The sequence below is a fragment of the Peptoniphilus sp. genome, assembly GCF_034090345.1.
Taxonomy (GTDB): Bacteria; Bacillota; Clostridia; order Tissierellales; family Peptoniphilaceae; genus Peptoniphilus.
In genome coordinates this window covers 1-15,239 of the sequence record NZ_JAXDSS010000079.1, presented here as the reverse complement: position 1 = coordinate 15,239, position 15,239 = coordinate 1, and the positions used below count along the sequence as shown (strand labels likewise).

The following is a 15,239-nucleotide window of genomic DNA, read 5'->3' as shown; positions in this document are numbered from 1 at the left end:
GAATTTTTTCATATTATCTTGTGAAAACTTATCGTGATTTAAAGTTTCGTAGTCAAATAATAGATGAGATGTGGAATTTTCATCGAACCCATTTCCTTGAAAGAAATCTTTATATATAGTGTAAGAAGTTATTCTACAGTTATATCCAACATAATTATTTTTAGCCAACCATTTATCTTGTAAAGTGTATGGGTCATATGTTGGTTCTTTTATAGTTTCAAAATTTGACACCATATTCTCGGTTCCCACAGTGTCATAAAAATTTGAAAGTTGCTTTTTAAAAGTTTCAACTTGTGAAGGAGAAACTCCATTTGCAACAAGCTTCTCAGAAATTGACTCAATCATTTTGCCGTCAACTAAGTTTGAATAAGTTGGGTTTGACATTTGTTTTGAACAGCCTACTAAAATAAAAGTAAGTAGGAATAGAATTAATAATTTTTTCATTTTAGCTCCTTTGATAATTAAAAGACTTACCCAATTAGGATAAGTCAGAAATTTTTTATAAGAAATAAACTGGCTCGTTACGTCTTTCATAGACTTCTTCAAGCTCTCTTTGGTGGAACAAATATCCTTCATCTGAAAAATATTTTGCTCCGGTAGGGCATTTTTTAACACAAGCGCAACACTTCATACACTTTCCAGGAACTTGTGAAACATCTTCGAAGTCTATTGAACCAAGTGGGCAAGATTTAGCACAAATTTTACAATTTATACAAGCTTCAAGGTCTGTCATAGGTTTTATTTTCACAAAGTTAATTTTATTTCCATGACGGTCTTGTGGTGTGAAATAAGGTCTTATAGGAGTTTCGCCTTTTGGTTTTGACTCGGATAAATTATTAGATTTAATCTTTTCGGCGACACCGGTTGCAAATTCTCTTACGATTTTCATATCACTTTCGTCAGGACGTTTTGCTCCAAGTGTTGTAGAAAAAGAATGCTCTCCGATAAATGCGCCAGAGCCGACAACTTTTATTCCGCCATTTGTCATCAACTCAGTAAGTTCTATAAGTGAATCGTCAAAGTTTCTATTTCCGTATAGCACGATTGAAACGCCAAGTGCACCTTTTGCGTTTATTTGGCTTAGATATGGTAGAAGTAAGTTTGGAACGCGTCCGGCATAAGTAGGTACTCCGACTACTACGATATCATTTTCGTTAAATTCGGGCATTGTTTCTCTTGCATGGGGAAGAGTGAAATCATAATCTGTGTGTTCAGATATGTCTAACTCTTTTTTTAATGTTGAAATAAATTCATGCACTACTTTGTCTGTAGTGGTTGTTGCTGAAAAATAAAGTGAACAGATGCGATAACTCATTTTAATCCTCCTGAAGTTTTGAGTTCATGTTTAATTTTGTTAATCTATATTCGGTATATTCACCGAGTAAGGTATATATTACGGCAACCAACGGTATGAATACCCACATTCCTACAATTCCTCCAAGTGCACCACCTACAATAGTTGCAAATAGAGACCACATAGCGGGTATTCCAAGTTTGTCGCCGACAATTTTAGGATAGATGATATTTCCTTGTATCTGTTGTAGAACTACCATCAATACCAAAAACAGCATAGCTTGGAATGGTGAGTCTATTAAGATAAATATAAAACCTATTGCCGCTCCAATAAGTGGTCCTACGATTGGAATTAAATCTGAGAATCCAACCAGCACTGAAATCATAGCTGCATAAGGCATTCTAAAGACAAACATAGATACAAATGTCATAACACCTATGATGAGGGCATCGAGTAATTGACCTTTTACAAAATTGAAGAAATAGAAATCTATCAAGTGTCCAATGTGTATTATAAATGCTCCAATTTTAGTTCCGCCAACAGAATATAAAATCCTTTTAGTTTGTCTGCCAAGTCTATCCTTATCCAAAAGTACATAGATGCTAAACACAAAAGCCAAAAGCGCATTGGTAAAACCTGAAAAAATTGTGTTTGCAATGCCTGAGGCAGTTTGCACAGCATTTGTATTAAAACTTAAATCTTCAGTTAAGAAGAAGTGTTTAACTTGCTCAAAAATATAATTTAAACTCAAAGAGTTGTAAAAAGTTTGAATTTTTTCAGCAATAGGGGACAGTTTTGGTAATCTGTTTACAAATTCTATTAATTTTTCAAAGAAAGCAGGTATTTGTTTTTCTAATGATTGCAAAGATATAATAAGTTGAGGAATAACCATTGACATCATAAAGATAACAATTGATATTACCAAAAGTATTGAGACAAAAAGTGAAATACCTCTTGCAGCTTTCTTTAAAAACTTTGAATTGGTGTGTTTTAATATTAACTTTTCAAAAAAATTCATAGGTATTTTAAGTACAAATGCAATTGCACCCCCAAGTAAGAATGGGAACAAAATAGATATGATTTTGGAAAATATAAGTTGAACAGATGAGAATTTCAAAAAGAAGAAATATAGTAATATTCCTCCAAATACAATAAGTGCAAGAGACTTATGTGAATAGGTTGAATATACAATCTGCCCATCATGTTCTTGTGTTTGCAATTTTAAATTTTCTTTCATAAATCATCCTTTTCCTCAATAATCATGGTACATAGAATCCAGGATAAATACACTAGATAAAAAAATCAGCTCATGTTCTGAATATTTTTCATCAAAAGACAATGTGTAGACTTTTTGAGAACGGATTAACTTTCCATTTATAGACGCGATTTTTTTGTCTTTTAACATAAGGGAATATGTTTGAGATTTTACTTCTCCCCATAATGTAACTTTACCAAGAGGAGTTCTAAAGTATAAATCGGGAACTCGAAAATTTCTACCTTCTCGAACAGTAATTGAAGAAGCATTTGATTTAATAGTAAATAAATTGTCGTTTACAATATTTTTAATATGTTTATAAATTATTAAAACTTGTTCGTCAGACCTATTAAAAACTCTTATTTTGGAAGAATAGAAACCCTCTCCACGAACTAAATTTACAATTGGAGAATAGATATCTACATAGCCCTCATAAATAAGTCTATCATTATCAAAAACTTCATATTTAAAATCGTCAATTATTGAATGGTCACATTTTATAACAAGACTTGTCATGTTCATCACCTTTGATTCAAAATAATATTATGTTTAACAAACATAAATTCTATATTAATTTTACATTAGAGTGGTAGTAACTTCAATCTAACTTTTAGATTAGAAAGCTTTAATAAAAAAAATATCTATTGTATAATAACGTTTAAATAAGGGGGGCATTGAAATAGAAAAGATAATTTTAAAAGATAATAGAGAGGGCACAATATTTAGGACAGCTACTGTTGGCATACTGTCTAATTTATTTTTAGTTGTTTTAAAAGTATTTGTGTATTTTGGAACTGGTTCAGTTTCGGTTTTGGCAGATGCAATAAATAACCTCACTGACTCAATGTCTTCGTTCGTAACACTTATAGGAGCAAAGATTTCAAATCTGCCTGCGGATTCAGAGCATCCTTATGGGCATGGAAGGATGGAATATATTGCGGGATTAGTTGTATCAGCTTTGGTTCTATTTGCAGGATTTGAATTTATAAGAGTATCAATAGGAAAGATAATAAATCCATCAAGTGTTAATTATACGAATTTGAGTATATCAATGATGTTTGTTTCGTGCGTAGTGAAATTTTTTATGAGTGTGTTTTATAAAAAAGTGGGGAGTAAAATTAACTCATATCCAATTTTAGCTCAATCAAAAGATTCTATATCAGATGTTTTTGTAACTGGAGTTGTAATAATTTCGATTTTTGCATACAAAATCACAGGTTATTTGGTAGACGGATGGGCAGGCCTTTTGGTCAGCTTTTTTATTTTATATCAAGGCTATAGTTTGATAAAAGAAACTATAAGTACAATTATTGGAAGGACTAACCCGAAAGAAATGGAAGAAGTTGAAAAAATTGTAATGTCTTATAGTGAAATTATAGATGTACATGATATTATGATAGTAGATTTTGGACCTGAAAAAGTTTATGCGTGGATGGATGTTGAACTTGACGATAAAATGAACATTATTGAAGCGCATGATATAATTGATAAAATTGAAAGAGAGATATATGAAACGAAGGGCTATCATGCTAGTATACACTTGGATCCTGTTGGTTCATATTCAGAAGTTGAAACTAAAATCATATCAAAACTTAATAAACTTATAGAAGAAGATAAAAGATTTTGTTCATTCCATGATTTGTCGTTAAATGGAGATGAGATAAGCGTGGATATTGTTGTGGATGGTAAATTAGTAAAGACTGACAGAGATGAAGCTGGAGTTAAAAATATAGTATTAGAAATTTTAGGTGAAGAGGGACTAAGAAAAGTTGTAAGAATAGACAGGGTGTTTAAAGAGGAATTTTAGGATGAAAGTATTGATAGCAGGAGCGGGAAAACTTGGAATAAAATTAGCCCAAACGCTTATAGCAGAAAATTGTGATGTGACAATTTTAGATTCGGATGAAACGGTAATAGATTATGTAAATAATACACTTGATGTTTTAACTGTAAATGAAAATGCACTTAATTTTGAAGTGCTAAAGGAACTTGAAATTGAAGAGTATGATTTATTGCTTGCGACTACAAATAGTGATGAGTCAAATGTTTTGATGTCAAGTATATCTAAAAAACTTGGAGTTAATAAAGTTATTGCAAGAGTTAGAAATCCTGAGTACAACAATCAAATTCAAATAATTAAAGAGGAACTTGGAATAGACTATGTAATCAATCCTGACTATGCAACGGCAGTGGCAATAGAGAAATATCTATTGAAGAGATATATGCTTATGAGTGATGAATTTGCCGGTGGAAAAGTCAAACTTGTAGATTTTAACATAGGACAAGATGAAACTTTTGTAGGCAAAAAAATAAAAGAACTTACAGGTTTTAAAGATATGTTAATAGCAGCGGTATCAAGAAGTGGAAGAACTATAATCCCAAATGGAGAAACTGTCTTAGAGAGCAAAGATGTTATAATGATTGTTGGAGAAAGCGTAACAATTGAAAAGTTTGACGAAGAACATTCGGGTATAAATAAACATCGTTCTCTTAAAAAAGTTATGATAGTAGGCGGAGGGAAGCTTGGCTTATATCTTGGGAAGTTGTTAAGTAAAGAAAAGATAGAGACTACAATTGTTGAGATTTCTAAGAGTAGATGTTATAAATTAATGGAACAATTACCTGAAAGTATGATTATAAATGCTGATGGGACAGATTTTAATGTATTGCAAGAAGAAATGTTAAAAGAGTACGATGCTTTCGTTTGCGCTACGGGAATAGACGAGACAAATTTATTAATGGCTCTTGCCGTAAAACAGTTTGGTATGTACAAATCAGTTGCTAAAATTTCCAGACAAAATTACAAAAAAATACTTGATAGATTAGAAGTTGACGCAGCTTTTAATTCGGCATATATAACTGCAAATGAGATAATCAGAACTATAAGAGGCTCAGGTTCTATAACTGTAAACTTGATGAGTGATGGAGAAACTGAATTCTCAGAAATTTTATTAAATAGCGGGGTTAAAGTTTTAAACCAGCCAATAAAAGATATACATTTACCTGAGGGAATGTTAATTACATCAATAGTGAGAGAGAATAGTGTAATAATTCCAAAAGGAGAAGATCTCTTAAGAGAAGGCGACAGGATAATAGTATTGGCAACTAATAGACAAGTTGGAAATCTCAAGAACTATTTCTTCAATAAAAAGAAGAGGTGGTTTATATGAATAAATTATTTATTATAAAAATATTGGGAATATTAGTTTTGATAGAGGGAGTTTTCATGCTCCCTTCAGCTATGCATTCAGCGTTCATTAATGATGGAGCACTGAATTCATTTTTGATAGCATTGGCAGTAGTATTTGTGGTTGGGATATCAGCATATTTTTTAATAAATACAAAGGCCGCAGTTACACCAAAAGACGGGTTGGCAATAGTCACTTGTGGGTGGATTATAGTTTCTTTATTAGGAGCATTGCCACTTTATTTATCTGATTCTGTTCCGACATATATTGATGGATTTTTTGAAATAGTATCAGGATTTACAACTACAGGGGCGAGTGTAATATCAGATATATCTGCTGTTCCAAAATCAGTAGTTTTATGGAGGAGTACAACCCACTGGATTGGTGGGATGGGGATTTTGGTCCTAACCCTTTCACTTTTGCCAAAGATCGGTGTCGGTGGATTTCAAATTTTTAAAGCTGAGTCGCCTGGACCAATAGCGGGGAAAATAGACCCTAAGATGAGCCAAACGGCGAAGAGATTGTATTCGATATATATAGTGATAACATTAATTTTATTTGTATTGTTGATGTTAGGCGGGATGAATGCGTTTGACTCCATAATACATACTTTTGGAGTTGTGGGTACGGGTGGATTTTCTTCAAAAGTAGAATCAGTAGGATATTTTAAGGGGGATTATATCCCACTTGTAATGAGCGCATTTATGATGATTTGTGGGACTAACTTTACACTGCATTATTATCTTTATAAAAAGAAATTAAGTTTAGTATTTAAAGATGAAGAATTAAAAACTTTTTATACAATAATAATTTTTGCAATTTTAATAATATCTTTAAATTTATTTTTAAATGGCTTTGGTTCACTAAAAGAAGTTTTAATAAAAGCCATATTTCAAGTAACATCTATAGCTTCTACATCAGGTTTTGCAAATGCAGACTTTGATCTTTGGCCATCAGCATCAAAATTTACTCTACTAATTTTATATTTCTTCGGCTCATGTGCAGGCTCAACAGCCGGCGGGATAAAGATAATACGAATATTGATAGTCTTTAAGACTATCAAAAGAGAAATTATAAAAGTTATCCATCCAAAAGCGGTAATACCTATAAAGGTAAATGGAAAAATTATAAATGACAAAATTATTATGGGAATCTTTGCATTTTTGGGAATATATATGGCAGTTTTCATAGGTGCGAGTATATTAATTACATTTAGTGGAGTTGATATAATGACTTCAATTTCTTCAGTTGCCACAATGCTATCGAATGTTGGGCCCGGATTTAAGTTAGTAGGTCCGACAAGGACTTTTGAATTCTATTCAGGGGGATATAAATTGTTATTTTCGTTTTTAATGTTGCTTGGAAGATTGGAATTTTTCACAGTAATAGCATTGATAACACCTAAGCAAAGTATAAGAGGAGATTTTTAATGGAAAAAGTACTTTTAGTTGGAAATGGATACGTTGGATTAAAAATTTTATCGGCAATTTCTTCAGAAATGGATGTAACGGTAGTAGATAAAGATAGAAACAGTATAAATGAAATTGTTGAAACTGATAATATACATCCGGTATATGGGAACATAGAAGACAGAAATTTTGCCTTAAATTTGTTTAAGCAAAAATATGATTTTGTAGTTGCTGTTACAAACTCCGATAAAACTAATATTTTGTTGTCTACAATGGCTAAGAAAAATGGAACGAAGTGTACAATAGCCTCGATATTTCAAAAAGATTCTGTAGAACAGCTGACTTTCTTAAAAGAAAGTATAGGAATTGACAGGATGTATAATATGGCCATTGAAATGTCGTCTGAAGTTGAAAGAATTATAAAAGATAATTTGAGCTATCAATCAGATGTTTTTGGAAAGGGCAGAATAGAAGTTGTTGGGCATTCTGTAGAAATGGATAAAAATTTTGTTGGTCAACAGCTTAAAAACATAGGAGAGCTAAAGACTGTTTTAGTTGTAGGTATAACAAGAAAAGGCGAAATACTTATTCCAAATGGAGAAACCGTAATAGAAGAAGATGATTATCTATATATTATGGGTCTTTCAAAAGATATATTGAACTTCAAACATAAACATTTTAGATTGGAACGCAAGCAAAATCGAAAAATTTTGTTGGTTGGTGTAAATGAATTTAGTTTGCAAATAGCAGAAGTTTTTAAAGAATATGACATAACAATAATAGAAGAAGATATAGAAAAAATTAGAAAGTATAGGACATCTTATTCAAATGTGTATATTCACAAAGCTAAGTTAAAAGGCGGAGAATTCTTTAGGAATTTTAAAAATTATGATGCTACAATTATAACAACTGACAATGACGAGATGAATATAGTGCTTGGAATAATTGCAAATAGACAGAGAATAAACCAAGTTATGGTAAAATTATCAGATATAAGCTATGAGTCAATAATAGATGATATGAATTTTACATCGGTTTTAAAGCCAATGGATGTAGTTGCGAATCAAATAATAAAAGAGCTTAGGTCTGATAGAGGAATTTCAATATATATGGCATTTAATAATCAAGCTGAAGTATATGAATTCAAATTAAGAGATAATTCCAATTTAATTGGAAAGAGTTTGATGGAGATAAATATTCCGGAGGGAATGTTAGTGGGTGGCATAATAAGAAAAGATGGAATGGCAGTTATTCCACGAGGAAAAACGATGATTGAAAAGGGAGATAATCTCGTGATATTTTGCAAAAATGAAAGCAAAGGCAAATTAAACAGATTTTTGGGAATAAATAACAGTAGAAGGTTTATACAAAGTATTTTTTCATAAGGAGAGAATATGAATAAAATAATAGGGAATAGTTGGGATGAATTATTAGAAGAGCAATTTAACCAACCATATTATCAAAATTTAAGACAGTTATTGATAGAAGAATACAAAAATTTTCAAATCTTTCCAAAGCCGGAAGATATATTCAATGCATTTAAAAAGACTCCTTACGAAGATGTGAGGTGTGTGATTTTGGGGCAAGACCCTTACCACAATATAAATCAAGCCGAGGGGTTATCCTTTTCAGTTAAAGTGGGCCAGAGAATTCCACCATCACTTGTAAATATTTATAAGGAGTTAAAAAGTGATTTGGGATATGAGATGCCAAGACATGGAAGTCTTGTAAAATGGGCTGAAAGTGGAGTGTTACTTTTAAACACAACATTGACTGTTAGAGCGCATACACCAATGAGTCATTCTAAAATAGGATGGGAAATACTGACTGACAGCGTGATAGATATATTAAATAAAAAAGATTCTCCGGTAGTGTTTATCTTGTGGGGAAGACATGCAGGATCCAAAGAGAAATTGATAACCAATCCAAAGCATTTGATTTTAAAGGCACCACACCCAAGTCCGCTGTCTGCAAACAGAGGATTTTTCGGTTCAAAGCCTTTTTCCAAAACTAATGAATTTTTGGAAGCTAATGGGTTGAGACCAATAGATTGGAGGATTGATGATTAAATGGATTTTTTAAGAAGTGATTTTATAGATATAAATTTAATTGAAATAGATGATGTGCCGGTATATGTAGTCAGACCAAAAGGAGACTTTGGAAAGTATAAGACAATTATCTTTTATCATGGTTGGGGTTCAAGCGCACAAAACCAAATTTTTAGAGCTAATATCTTGGCAAGCTACGGTTATCAAGTGATACTTCCGGAGGCGAGATACCATGGCAGAAGAGGTGCGCTTGACTATGAAGATAAAGACGTATTTAGAAACAGAATTTGTGAAGTTATAATGCACAATATAGAAGAGTTCCCTAAAATTCATAGGTATGTAGTTGGAAATTTAGATACAGATGATGAATACATAGCGGTTGGCGGACACTCTATGGGAGCTATCACAGCATCGGGGCTATTCACATTTAAACAGAGTTTGAAAGTTGCAATGCTATTTAATGGTGTATGCGATTGGCAGTGGATAGTTGATGGAATAACTGCAAGTGGAGAAGTTTCTTATGAAATGATGAGGATAAATGAATTTATGTTGCAGATGAATCCTAAAGAGCACCTATCTAATTTAGTTGATAGAGAAATGATAATGTATAATGGAGAAGAAGATGATATAATTTCTCCGACGGCACAAGAAAATTTTTATAAAGAAGCTAAAGAATATTATTTAGAAAAAGACAGAATTAGATTTACTAAGTGGGAAGCAACAGCACATCAGTTGACAACTCAAATGCTTGAAAAGGCGATAATGACATTAAAAGAAGAGATAAAATTTTAGGGTCCAATTTAGGACCCTATTTGCATGTGGATTTTATAAATTCACTAATTGCATTTGAATTAAACTCAATGGGTTTTCTTGAATCCACAAAGAAATCACAATAATTTATCAGGCCAAGACCATCATTTAACCTAGACATAACATCAGTTATGTCATCGCCTCTTTCAAGCATACGTTCTTTTAAAGTTGGGGCATCTAAAGTCAAACATATACAGTATGCTCCCATTTTTTTCAATTCTCTAACACCATTTACATCCAGTACTATTACGACATGTTCTTCTTTTGAATATACATATTTTTGCAAACTTTGTTTTGGAACACCATATAGATTTCCGGAGTATTCAGTTACAGCTAATAGTGCATTTTGTTCTAACATGGAGTTGAATTCAGCTTTAGTTTTAAAAAAGTAGTCTATTCCATCAACTTCGCCCTCTCTAATTGGTCGAGTTGTGCAAGTTATTATTCTCTTAAAATCATCTCTCTTACTTAAAATATTTGCTTGTGTAGTTTTTCCGGATCCGGAGGGTCCGGCAAGTATGTATATCATAAACTTCCTCTTTATCTTTTTTAAAAAGTATATTTTAAGCTAAATTAAAAGTCAAGGTTGAGGGGCTTTCTCAAAAGTTAAGAATAATAAAAATTCCCGAGATTTCTCGGGAATAAAACAACTTAATTATTTGTTAACAACTGTAGTTGTTTCAAAAGCATCTTTGTGTAGTTCTTCAACAGAGCTTGGAACTTCAACTTCAAAGATATTATTTTTTCTAAAAGCAAACATATTAATTTTTTTTAATGAACTTGGTAATTCAACTTTTTCAAGTGCATTTGCATAGAAAGATGATGTATCTATAAGTTCAAGCTTGTCATTAAATTCAACATTTGAAATGTTGTTAAGAGCGAAAGCGCTTGGCCCAATATGAGTAAGTTCGGCAGGCAGCTTTAAAGAAGTTAATTTATTTCTATAAAAAGCGAACCCGTCTATTTTCTTTACTGAGTCAGGAATAGTGATTTCAGAAATGTTGTTAACGCCAAAAGCATCATAACCAATTTCTTCAACTGTTTCAGGAATTTCAAAAGTAGATAACTTTCGACGGTAGAAACAGTTTTGCGCAATTTTTCTAATTGGAGTTCCATCTGGACCTTCCTTAGGGATAGGCATATGAGTAATACCTTCGTTTTTAATTTTGTCTTTACCTTGTCTTGTCATTCCAACAAGAGTGTCACCTTTGATAATAAAATCATCAAATTCAAATTGATTAGCCATGTAAACCTCCTAAAATATTCCATATGTAATCTTAAGTAAAAGTATATCACAAAGGGAATGGTAATAAAAGGCAATAACAAATTTAAGGCTATCTTAACTTGTATGATATTTGACTAATTGTTATAATTTAATGCAGAAAGAAAGGTTGAACATTATGGAAACTAAAATTATAAAAGTAGATAATAAAATTACAGAAGACCAACTTAAAGATATAAAAGAAGTTTTTGACATGGGTGGATTAGTAGTTTTTCCTACAGAAACAGTTTATGGATTGGGAGCAGACGGGCTGAATTCTGAAGCTTTGAAAAAAGTTTATAAAGCTAAGAATAGACCGGGAGATAATCCATTAATCTTACACATTGCAGAAATATCTCAATTAGAAGGTATCGTAGAAAATATTGGCGAAGATGCTAAGAATATGATGGAAATGTTTTGGCCGGGTCCGCTGACTTTGATAATGAATAGGACTAAAGATGTTCCAAATGAAGCAACAGCAGGGCTTGAAACAGTTGCGGTCAGAATGCCGGAACATAAAGTTGCTAGAGATATACTTTCATATTGTAATAAACCTATTGCTGCACCTTCAGCAAATCTTTCGGGTAAACCTTCAACGACTTCTTTTGAAAGAGTATTTGAAGATTTAAATGGCAAGGTTGAAATAATAGTTGATGGAGGAAAAGCTTCAGTTGGAATAGAGTCAACAGTAGTGGACACCACAGTAAATCCTCCTTTGATATTAAGACCGGGTAAAATTACAAGAGAGGATTTGGAAGTAATAGTACCTAACATAGGTATTGATGAGTCAATCATATCTAAAGATGAATCAATAATTCCAAAATCTCCTGGTCAAAAGTATAAACATTATGCACCAAAGGCAGAAGCATATTGCTTTGTTGGAAACTTAGATAATGTTGTAAAAGAAATCAACAAGCGAATTGCCGAACAAAAGAATGAAAAAATAGCGGTATTAGCCACAGATGAAACAATAGATGGCTACGAGGGAGCGCACTTCATAACATCCCTTGGCTCAAGAGAAAATTTAGAAGAAATAGCATCAAATCTATTTGAAGATTTGAGAAAGTGCGATGATGAAAAAGTAGATATGATTTATGTAGAAGGCTTTGAGTTACGTGGCCTTGGAGTTAGCATTATGAACAGGCTTTTAAAAGCTTGTTCAGGTAGAGTAGTATTTGGACTTTAGAGGAGGAAATATGGGGAAATTAGTAGTTACAGACCATCCGTTAATACAGCACAAACTTACAATTTTAAGAGACAAGAATACATCATCTAAGGATTTTAGACAATTGGTAACAGAAATGGCAGCTCTTATGGGGTATGAAGTTACAAGAGATTTAGAACTTAAAGATATAGAAGTAGAAACACCGCTTGAAAAGACAATAGGCAAAGAAATATCTGGAAAGAAGATAGGTATTGTTCCGATATTAAGAGCAGGGCTTGGGATGGTTGATGGAGTTTTATCAGTAGTTCCGGGTGCAAGAGTAGGACATATTGGGATGTATAGAGATCCGGAAAGTTTAAAACCGGTTACTTATTATTCAAAATTCCCCAAAGATATAGAAGAGAGAACGATAATTCTATTAGACCCAATGCTTGCAACAGGGGGGTCGCTAATAGAAGCGATAGATGAAGTGAAAAGAGCAGGAGCAACAAGCATAAGGACGCTTAATATTTTAGCGGCGCCGGAGGGAATCAAAGCAGTTCAAGAAGCTCACCCGGATGTTGACATATATGTTGCATCAGTTGAGAGAGAACTTAATGACCACGCCTACATCTTACCTGGACTTGGGGATGCAGGAGACAGACTTTTTGGAACTAAGTAAGAGGTATTTGAAATGGCAGAACTCTTAAAACCTATTGTTCTGGCATTTTTAGTATCGCTTGCAATGACACCTATAGTCATAAAGCTTGCTAAAAAATTTGGTTTTTTAGACATACCTAAGGATGCTAGAAGAATGCACAACAAACCAATACCACTCTCAGGTGGGGTGGCAATGTATTTTGCCCTAATGATTGGAATGATTGTATTTTTAAAACTAAATAGAGAACTAATCTGCGTAATGCTAGGGGCAACATTAGTTTTACTATCAGGGCTTATAGACGATAAAACGGATATGAGCCCTAAGATGAAATTGTTGTTTCAGCTAACGGCAGCCGGGATACTGATATTTGGAAATGTTAGAGTAGAATTCTTTACAAATCCATTTCCGATAGGAGAGAGTGTAATATTTTTAGGAGCATTGTCAATTCCAATCACAATTTTTTGGATAGTTGGAATTACAAATACAGTTAATCTTATCGATGGAATGGACGGATTGGCAGCTGGTGTGTCATTGATTTGTTCGATTTCTCTAATGTTTATAGCGAACAAGTTTGGATACGGGAACATAGCTACAATAGCGGCTCTTTTGGCGGGGGCTTGTGCAGGATTTTTGCCGTACAATTTTAATCCGGCAAAGATTTTTATGGGGGATACAGGAGCCTTGTTTTTAGGGTTTATGTTGTCTTATATATCGATTGAAGGGATAATGAAATCAGCAGCTGCACTTACAATTATAGTGCCTGTGTTGATACTTGGAGTGCCGGTTTTTGATACAACATTTGCTATGGTGAGAAGAAAACTGAGCGGCAAAAAGATAATGCAAGCAGACAAAGGACATTTACACCATAGACTGTTGGCTTTAGGACTAACACAAAAACAAACCGTTTTAATCCTATATGTAATATCGGTTATATTCGGATTACTTGCAATAGTAGTAGCTGAAGTAGATGCTAAGATGGGACTTTTCATATCAGCACTGGTAATAGCGGCAATTATAGTTATGGGTATATTTAGTGGAATGTTTAAGTCCAAGGAGGAATAGATGAAAGTAATTTGTGTTTTTGGGACAAGACCTGAGGCTATAAAAATGGCTCCGATAGTTTTGGAACTTAAAAAGAGAAAAAATATAGAAACTATAGTCGCCGTAACAGGACAACACAGGGAAATGTTAGACCAAGTTTTGAAAATATTTAATATAGTTCCGGATTATGATATGAATATATTTAAACCCGGTCAAACTCTAACAGAAATAACGGTAAATTCATTATTGGGGCTTGAAGAGATTTTAGATAAAGAACAACCGGATTTGCTTTTAACTCAAGGCGACACTACAACAGTTTTTGCATCAGCAGTTGCGGCATTTTATAAGCAAATAAAAATAGGTCATGTTGAAGCGGGACTGAGATCAGGAAATTTGTATTCGCCATACCCGGAAGAGGCAAATCGCATGTTGACAGGAGTGTTGACAGATTTTCACTTCTGCCCAACAGATGGAAATAGACAAAACCTTTTAAGGGAAGGCTACAGTGATGATAAAATTTACATCACAGGTAATACAGTAATAGACGCTTTAAAAATAGCTATAAAAGAAGATTTTGTATTTGAAGATGATGTTTTAAACAATATAGACTATTCAAAAAAAGTAGTACTGTTGACTTCACACAGAAGAGAAAACATAGGCGAACCTATGGAAAATATATTTAAAGCTGTAAAAGAGGTTGTGAGAGAAAGAGAAGAAATAGAGGTTATATTCCCTGTTCATTTAAATCCAAAAGTTAGAGAGATAGCTAAAAAATATTTTGAAGAAGAAGAGAGAGTTCACATGATAGAGCCTCTTGACTATCTACCTTTCTCAAATTTGATGAACAAAGTCCACTTAGTATTAACTGATTCGGGTGGAGTACAAGAAGAAGCACCGGCACTTGGGAAACCTGTATTAGTTCTAAGAGAAGAGACAGAGAGAATGGAGGGTGTGGAAGCAAACACAGCCAGACTTGTTGGAACAAAATACGAAAATGTATATAAAAACTTTTTAGAACTAATAGATAATCAAGAAGCATATAATAAAATGGCGCACGCAGTAAATCCTTACGGAGATGGAAGAGCAGCAGTTAGAATAATAGATATAATTGAGAATAGTTTTTAGAGG

At 33.1% G+C, this 15,239-nt stretch carries 16 protein-coding genes; 10 read left to right on the top strand and 6 right to left on the bottom strand.

All coding sequences use genetic code 11. The features are described 5' to 3' along the window. From SOR77_RS07195 to SOR77_RS07180, 4 genes are all read right to left on the bottom strand, one after another. On the bottom strand, positions 1-444 hold a 444-nt coding region (locus tag SOR77_RS07195), incomplete at its 3' end, for a DUF4300 family protein (RefSeq protein ID WP_320636456.1). A gap of 55 nt (positions 445-499) precedes the next feature. Beyond that, complete coding sequence (locus SOR77_RS07190; RefSeq protein ID WP_320636455.1) at positions 500-1,315, bottom strand: EFR1 family ferrodoxin; 816 nt, start codon at positions 1,313-1,315, stop codon at positions 500-502. 1 nt (position 1,316) lies between these two features. Next, positions 1,317-2,531 (bottom strand): AI-2E family transporter, encoded by a 1,215-nt coding sequence (locus tag SOR77_RS07185; protein WP_320636454.1) that lies wholly within the window; start codon positions 2,529-2,531, stop codon positions 1,317-1,319. A 15-nt stretch (positions 2,532-2,546) separates the two neighbouring features. After that, a complete protein-coding gene (locus SOR77_RS07180; RefSeq protein WP_320636453.1) occupies positions 2,547-3,065 on the bottom strand; it encodes a hypothetical protein in 519 nt (172 codons plus the stop codon). A gap of 157 nt (positions 3,066-3,222) precedes the next feature. On the opposite strand from SOR77_RS07180, the gene SOR77_RS07175 reads away from it, so the two are divergent. The 6 genes from SOR77_RS07175 to SOR77_RS07150 are packed head-to-tail and all read left to right on the top strand — an operon-like array spanning position 3,223 to position 9,986. Further along, positions 3,223-4,356 carry a cation diffusion facilitator family transporter gene (locus SOR77_RS07175; protein ID WP_320636457.1) on the top strand — a complete coding sequence of 378 codons (1,134 nt, stop codon included), beginning with the start codon at positions 3,223-3,225 and terminating at the stop codon, positions 4,354-4,356. Position 4,357: 1 nt separating this feature from the next. Then, positions 4,358-5,719, top strand: coding sequence for a Trk system potassium transporter TrkA (gene trkA, locus SOR77_RS07170; RefSeq protein WP_320636452.1), 1,362 nt, complete (start codon positions 4,358-4,360; stop codon positions 5,717-5,719). Then, positions 5,716-7,167 (top strand): TrkH family potassium uptake protein, encoded by a 1,452-nt coding sequence (locus SOR77_RS07165; protein WP_320636451.1) that lies wholly within the window; start codon positions 5,716-5,718, stop codon positions 7,165-7,167. The genes trkA and SOR77_RS07165 overlap by 4 nt, the downstream gene beginning before the upstream one ends. Further along, positions 7,167-8,531 (top strand): TrkA C-terminal domain-containing protein, encoded by a 1,365-nt coding sequence (locus SOR77_RS07160; protein WP_320636450.1) that lies wholly within the window; start codon positions 7,167-7,169, stop codon positions 8,529-8,531. Before SOR77_RS07165 ends, SOR77_RS07160 begins: the two co-directional genes overlap by 1 nt. A gap of 9 nt (positions 8,532-8,540) precedes the next feature. Then, positions 8,541-9,215 carry a uracil-DNA glycosylase gene (locus SOR77_RS07155; RefSeq protein ID WP_320636449.1) on the top strand — a complete coding sequence of 225 codons (675 nt, stop codon included), beginning with the start codon at positions 8,541-8,543 and terminating at the stop codon, positions 9,213-9,215. Then, positions 9,216-9,986, top strand: coding sequence for an alpha/beta hydrolase family protein (locus tag SOR77_RS07150; RefSeq protein ID WP_320636448.1), 771 nt, complete (start codon positions 9,216-9,218; stop codon positions 9,984-9,986). It abuts the gene before it with no gap. Between the two features lie 16 nt (positions 9,987-10,002). On the opposite strand, the gene SOR77_RS07145 is transcribed toward SOR77_RS07150, so the two are convergent. Both SOR77_RS07145 and SOR77_RS07140 read right to left on the bottom strand, forming a co-directional pair. Further along, positions 10,003-10,533, bottom strand: a complete 531-nt coding sequence (locus SOR77_RS07145; RefSeq protein WP_320636447.1) for a guanylate kinase — start codon at positions 10,531-10,533, stop codon at positions 10,003-10,005. A gap of 126 nt (positions 10,534-10,659) precedes the next feature. Beyond that, on the bottom strand, positions 10,660-11,250 hold the full coding sequence (locus tag SOR77_RS07140) for a leucine-rich repeat domain-containing protein (RefSeq protein ID WP_320636446.1): 591 nt from the start codon (positions 11,248-11,250) through the stop codon (positions 10,660-10,662). A 154-nt stretch (positions 11,251-11,404) separates the two neighbouring features. On the opposite strand from SOR77_RS07140, the gene SOR77_RS07135 reads away from it, so the two are divergent. Genes SOR77_RS07135 through wecB form a run of 4 tightly spaced genes read left to right on the top strand, consistent with a single transcriptional unit; the run spans position 11,405 to position 15,236 of the window. Next, positions 11,405-12,451, top strand: coding sequence for an L-threonylcarbamoyladenylate synthase (locus SOR77_RS07135; RefSeq protein ID WP_320636445.1), 1,047 nt, complete (start codon positions 11,405-11,407; stop codon positions 12,449-12,451). Between the two features lie 10 nt (positions 12,452-12,461). Next, entirely contained in the window at positions 12,462-13,091 is a 630-nt protein-coding gene (gene upp, locus SOR77_RS07130) for a uracil phosphoribosyltransferase (protein ID WP_040552261.1), read from the top strand. 12 nt (positions 13,092-13,103) lie between these two features. Then, positions 13,104-14,132 (top strand): glycosyltransferase family 4 protein, encoded by a 1,029-nt coding sequence (locus tag SOR77_RS07125; protein ID WP_004820313.1) that lies wholly within the window; start codon positions 13,104-13,106, stop codon positions 14,130-14,132. After that, entirely contained in the window at positions 14,133-15,236 is a 1,104-nt protein-coding gene (gene wecB / locus SOR77_RS07120; RefSeq protein WP_320636444.1) for a non-hydrolyzing UDP-N-acetylglucosamine 2-epimerase, read from the top strand. The last annotated feature ends 3 nt before the right edge of the window (positions 15,237-15,239 follow it).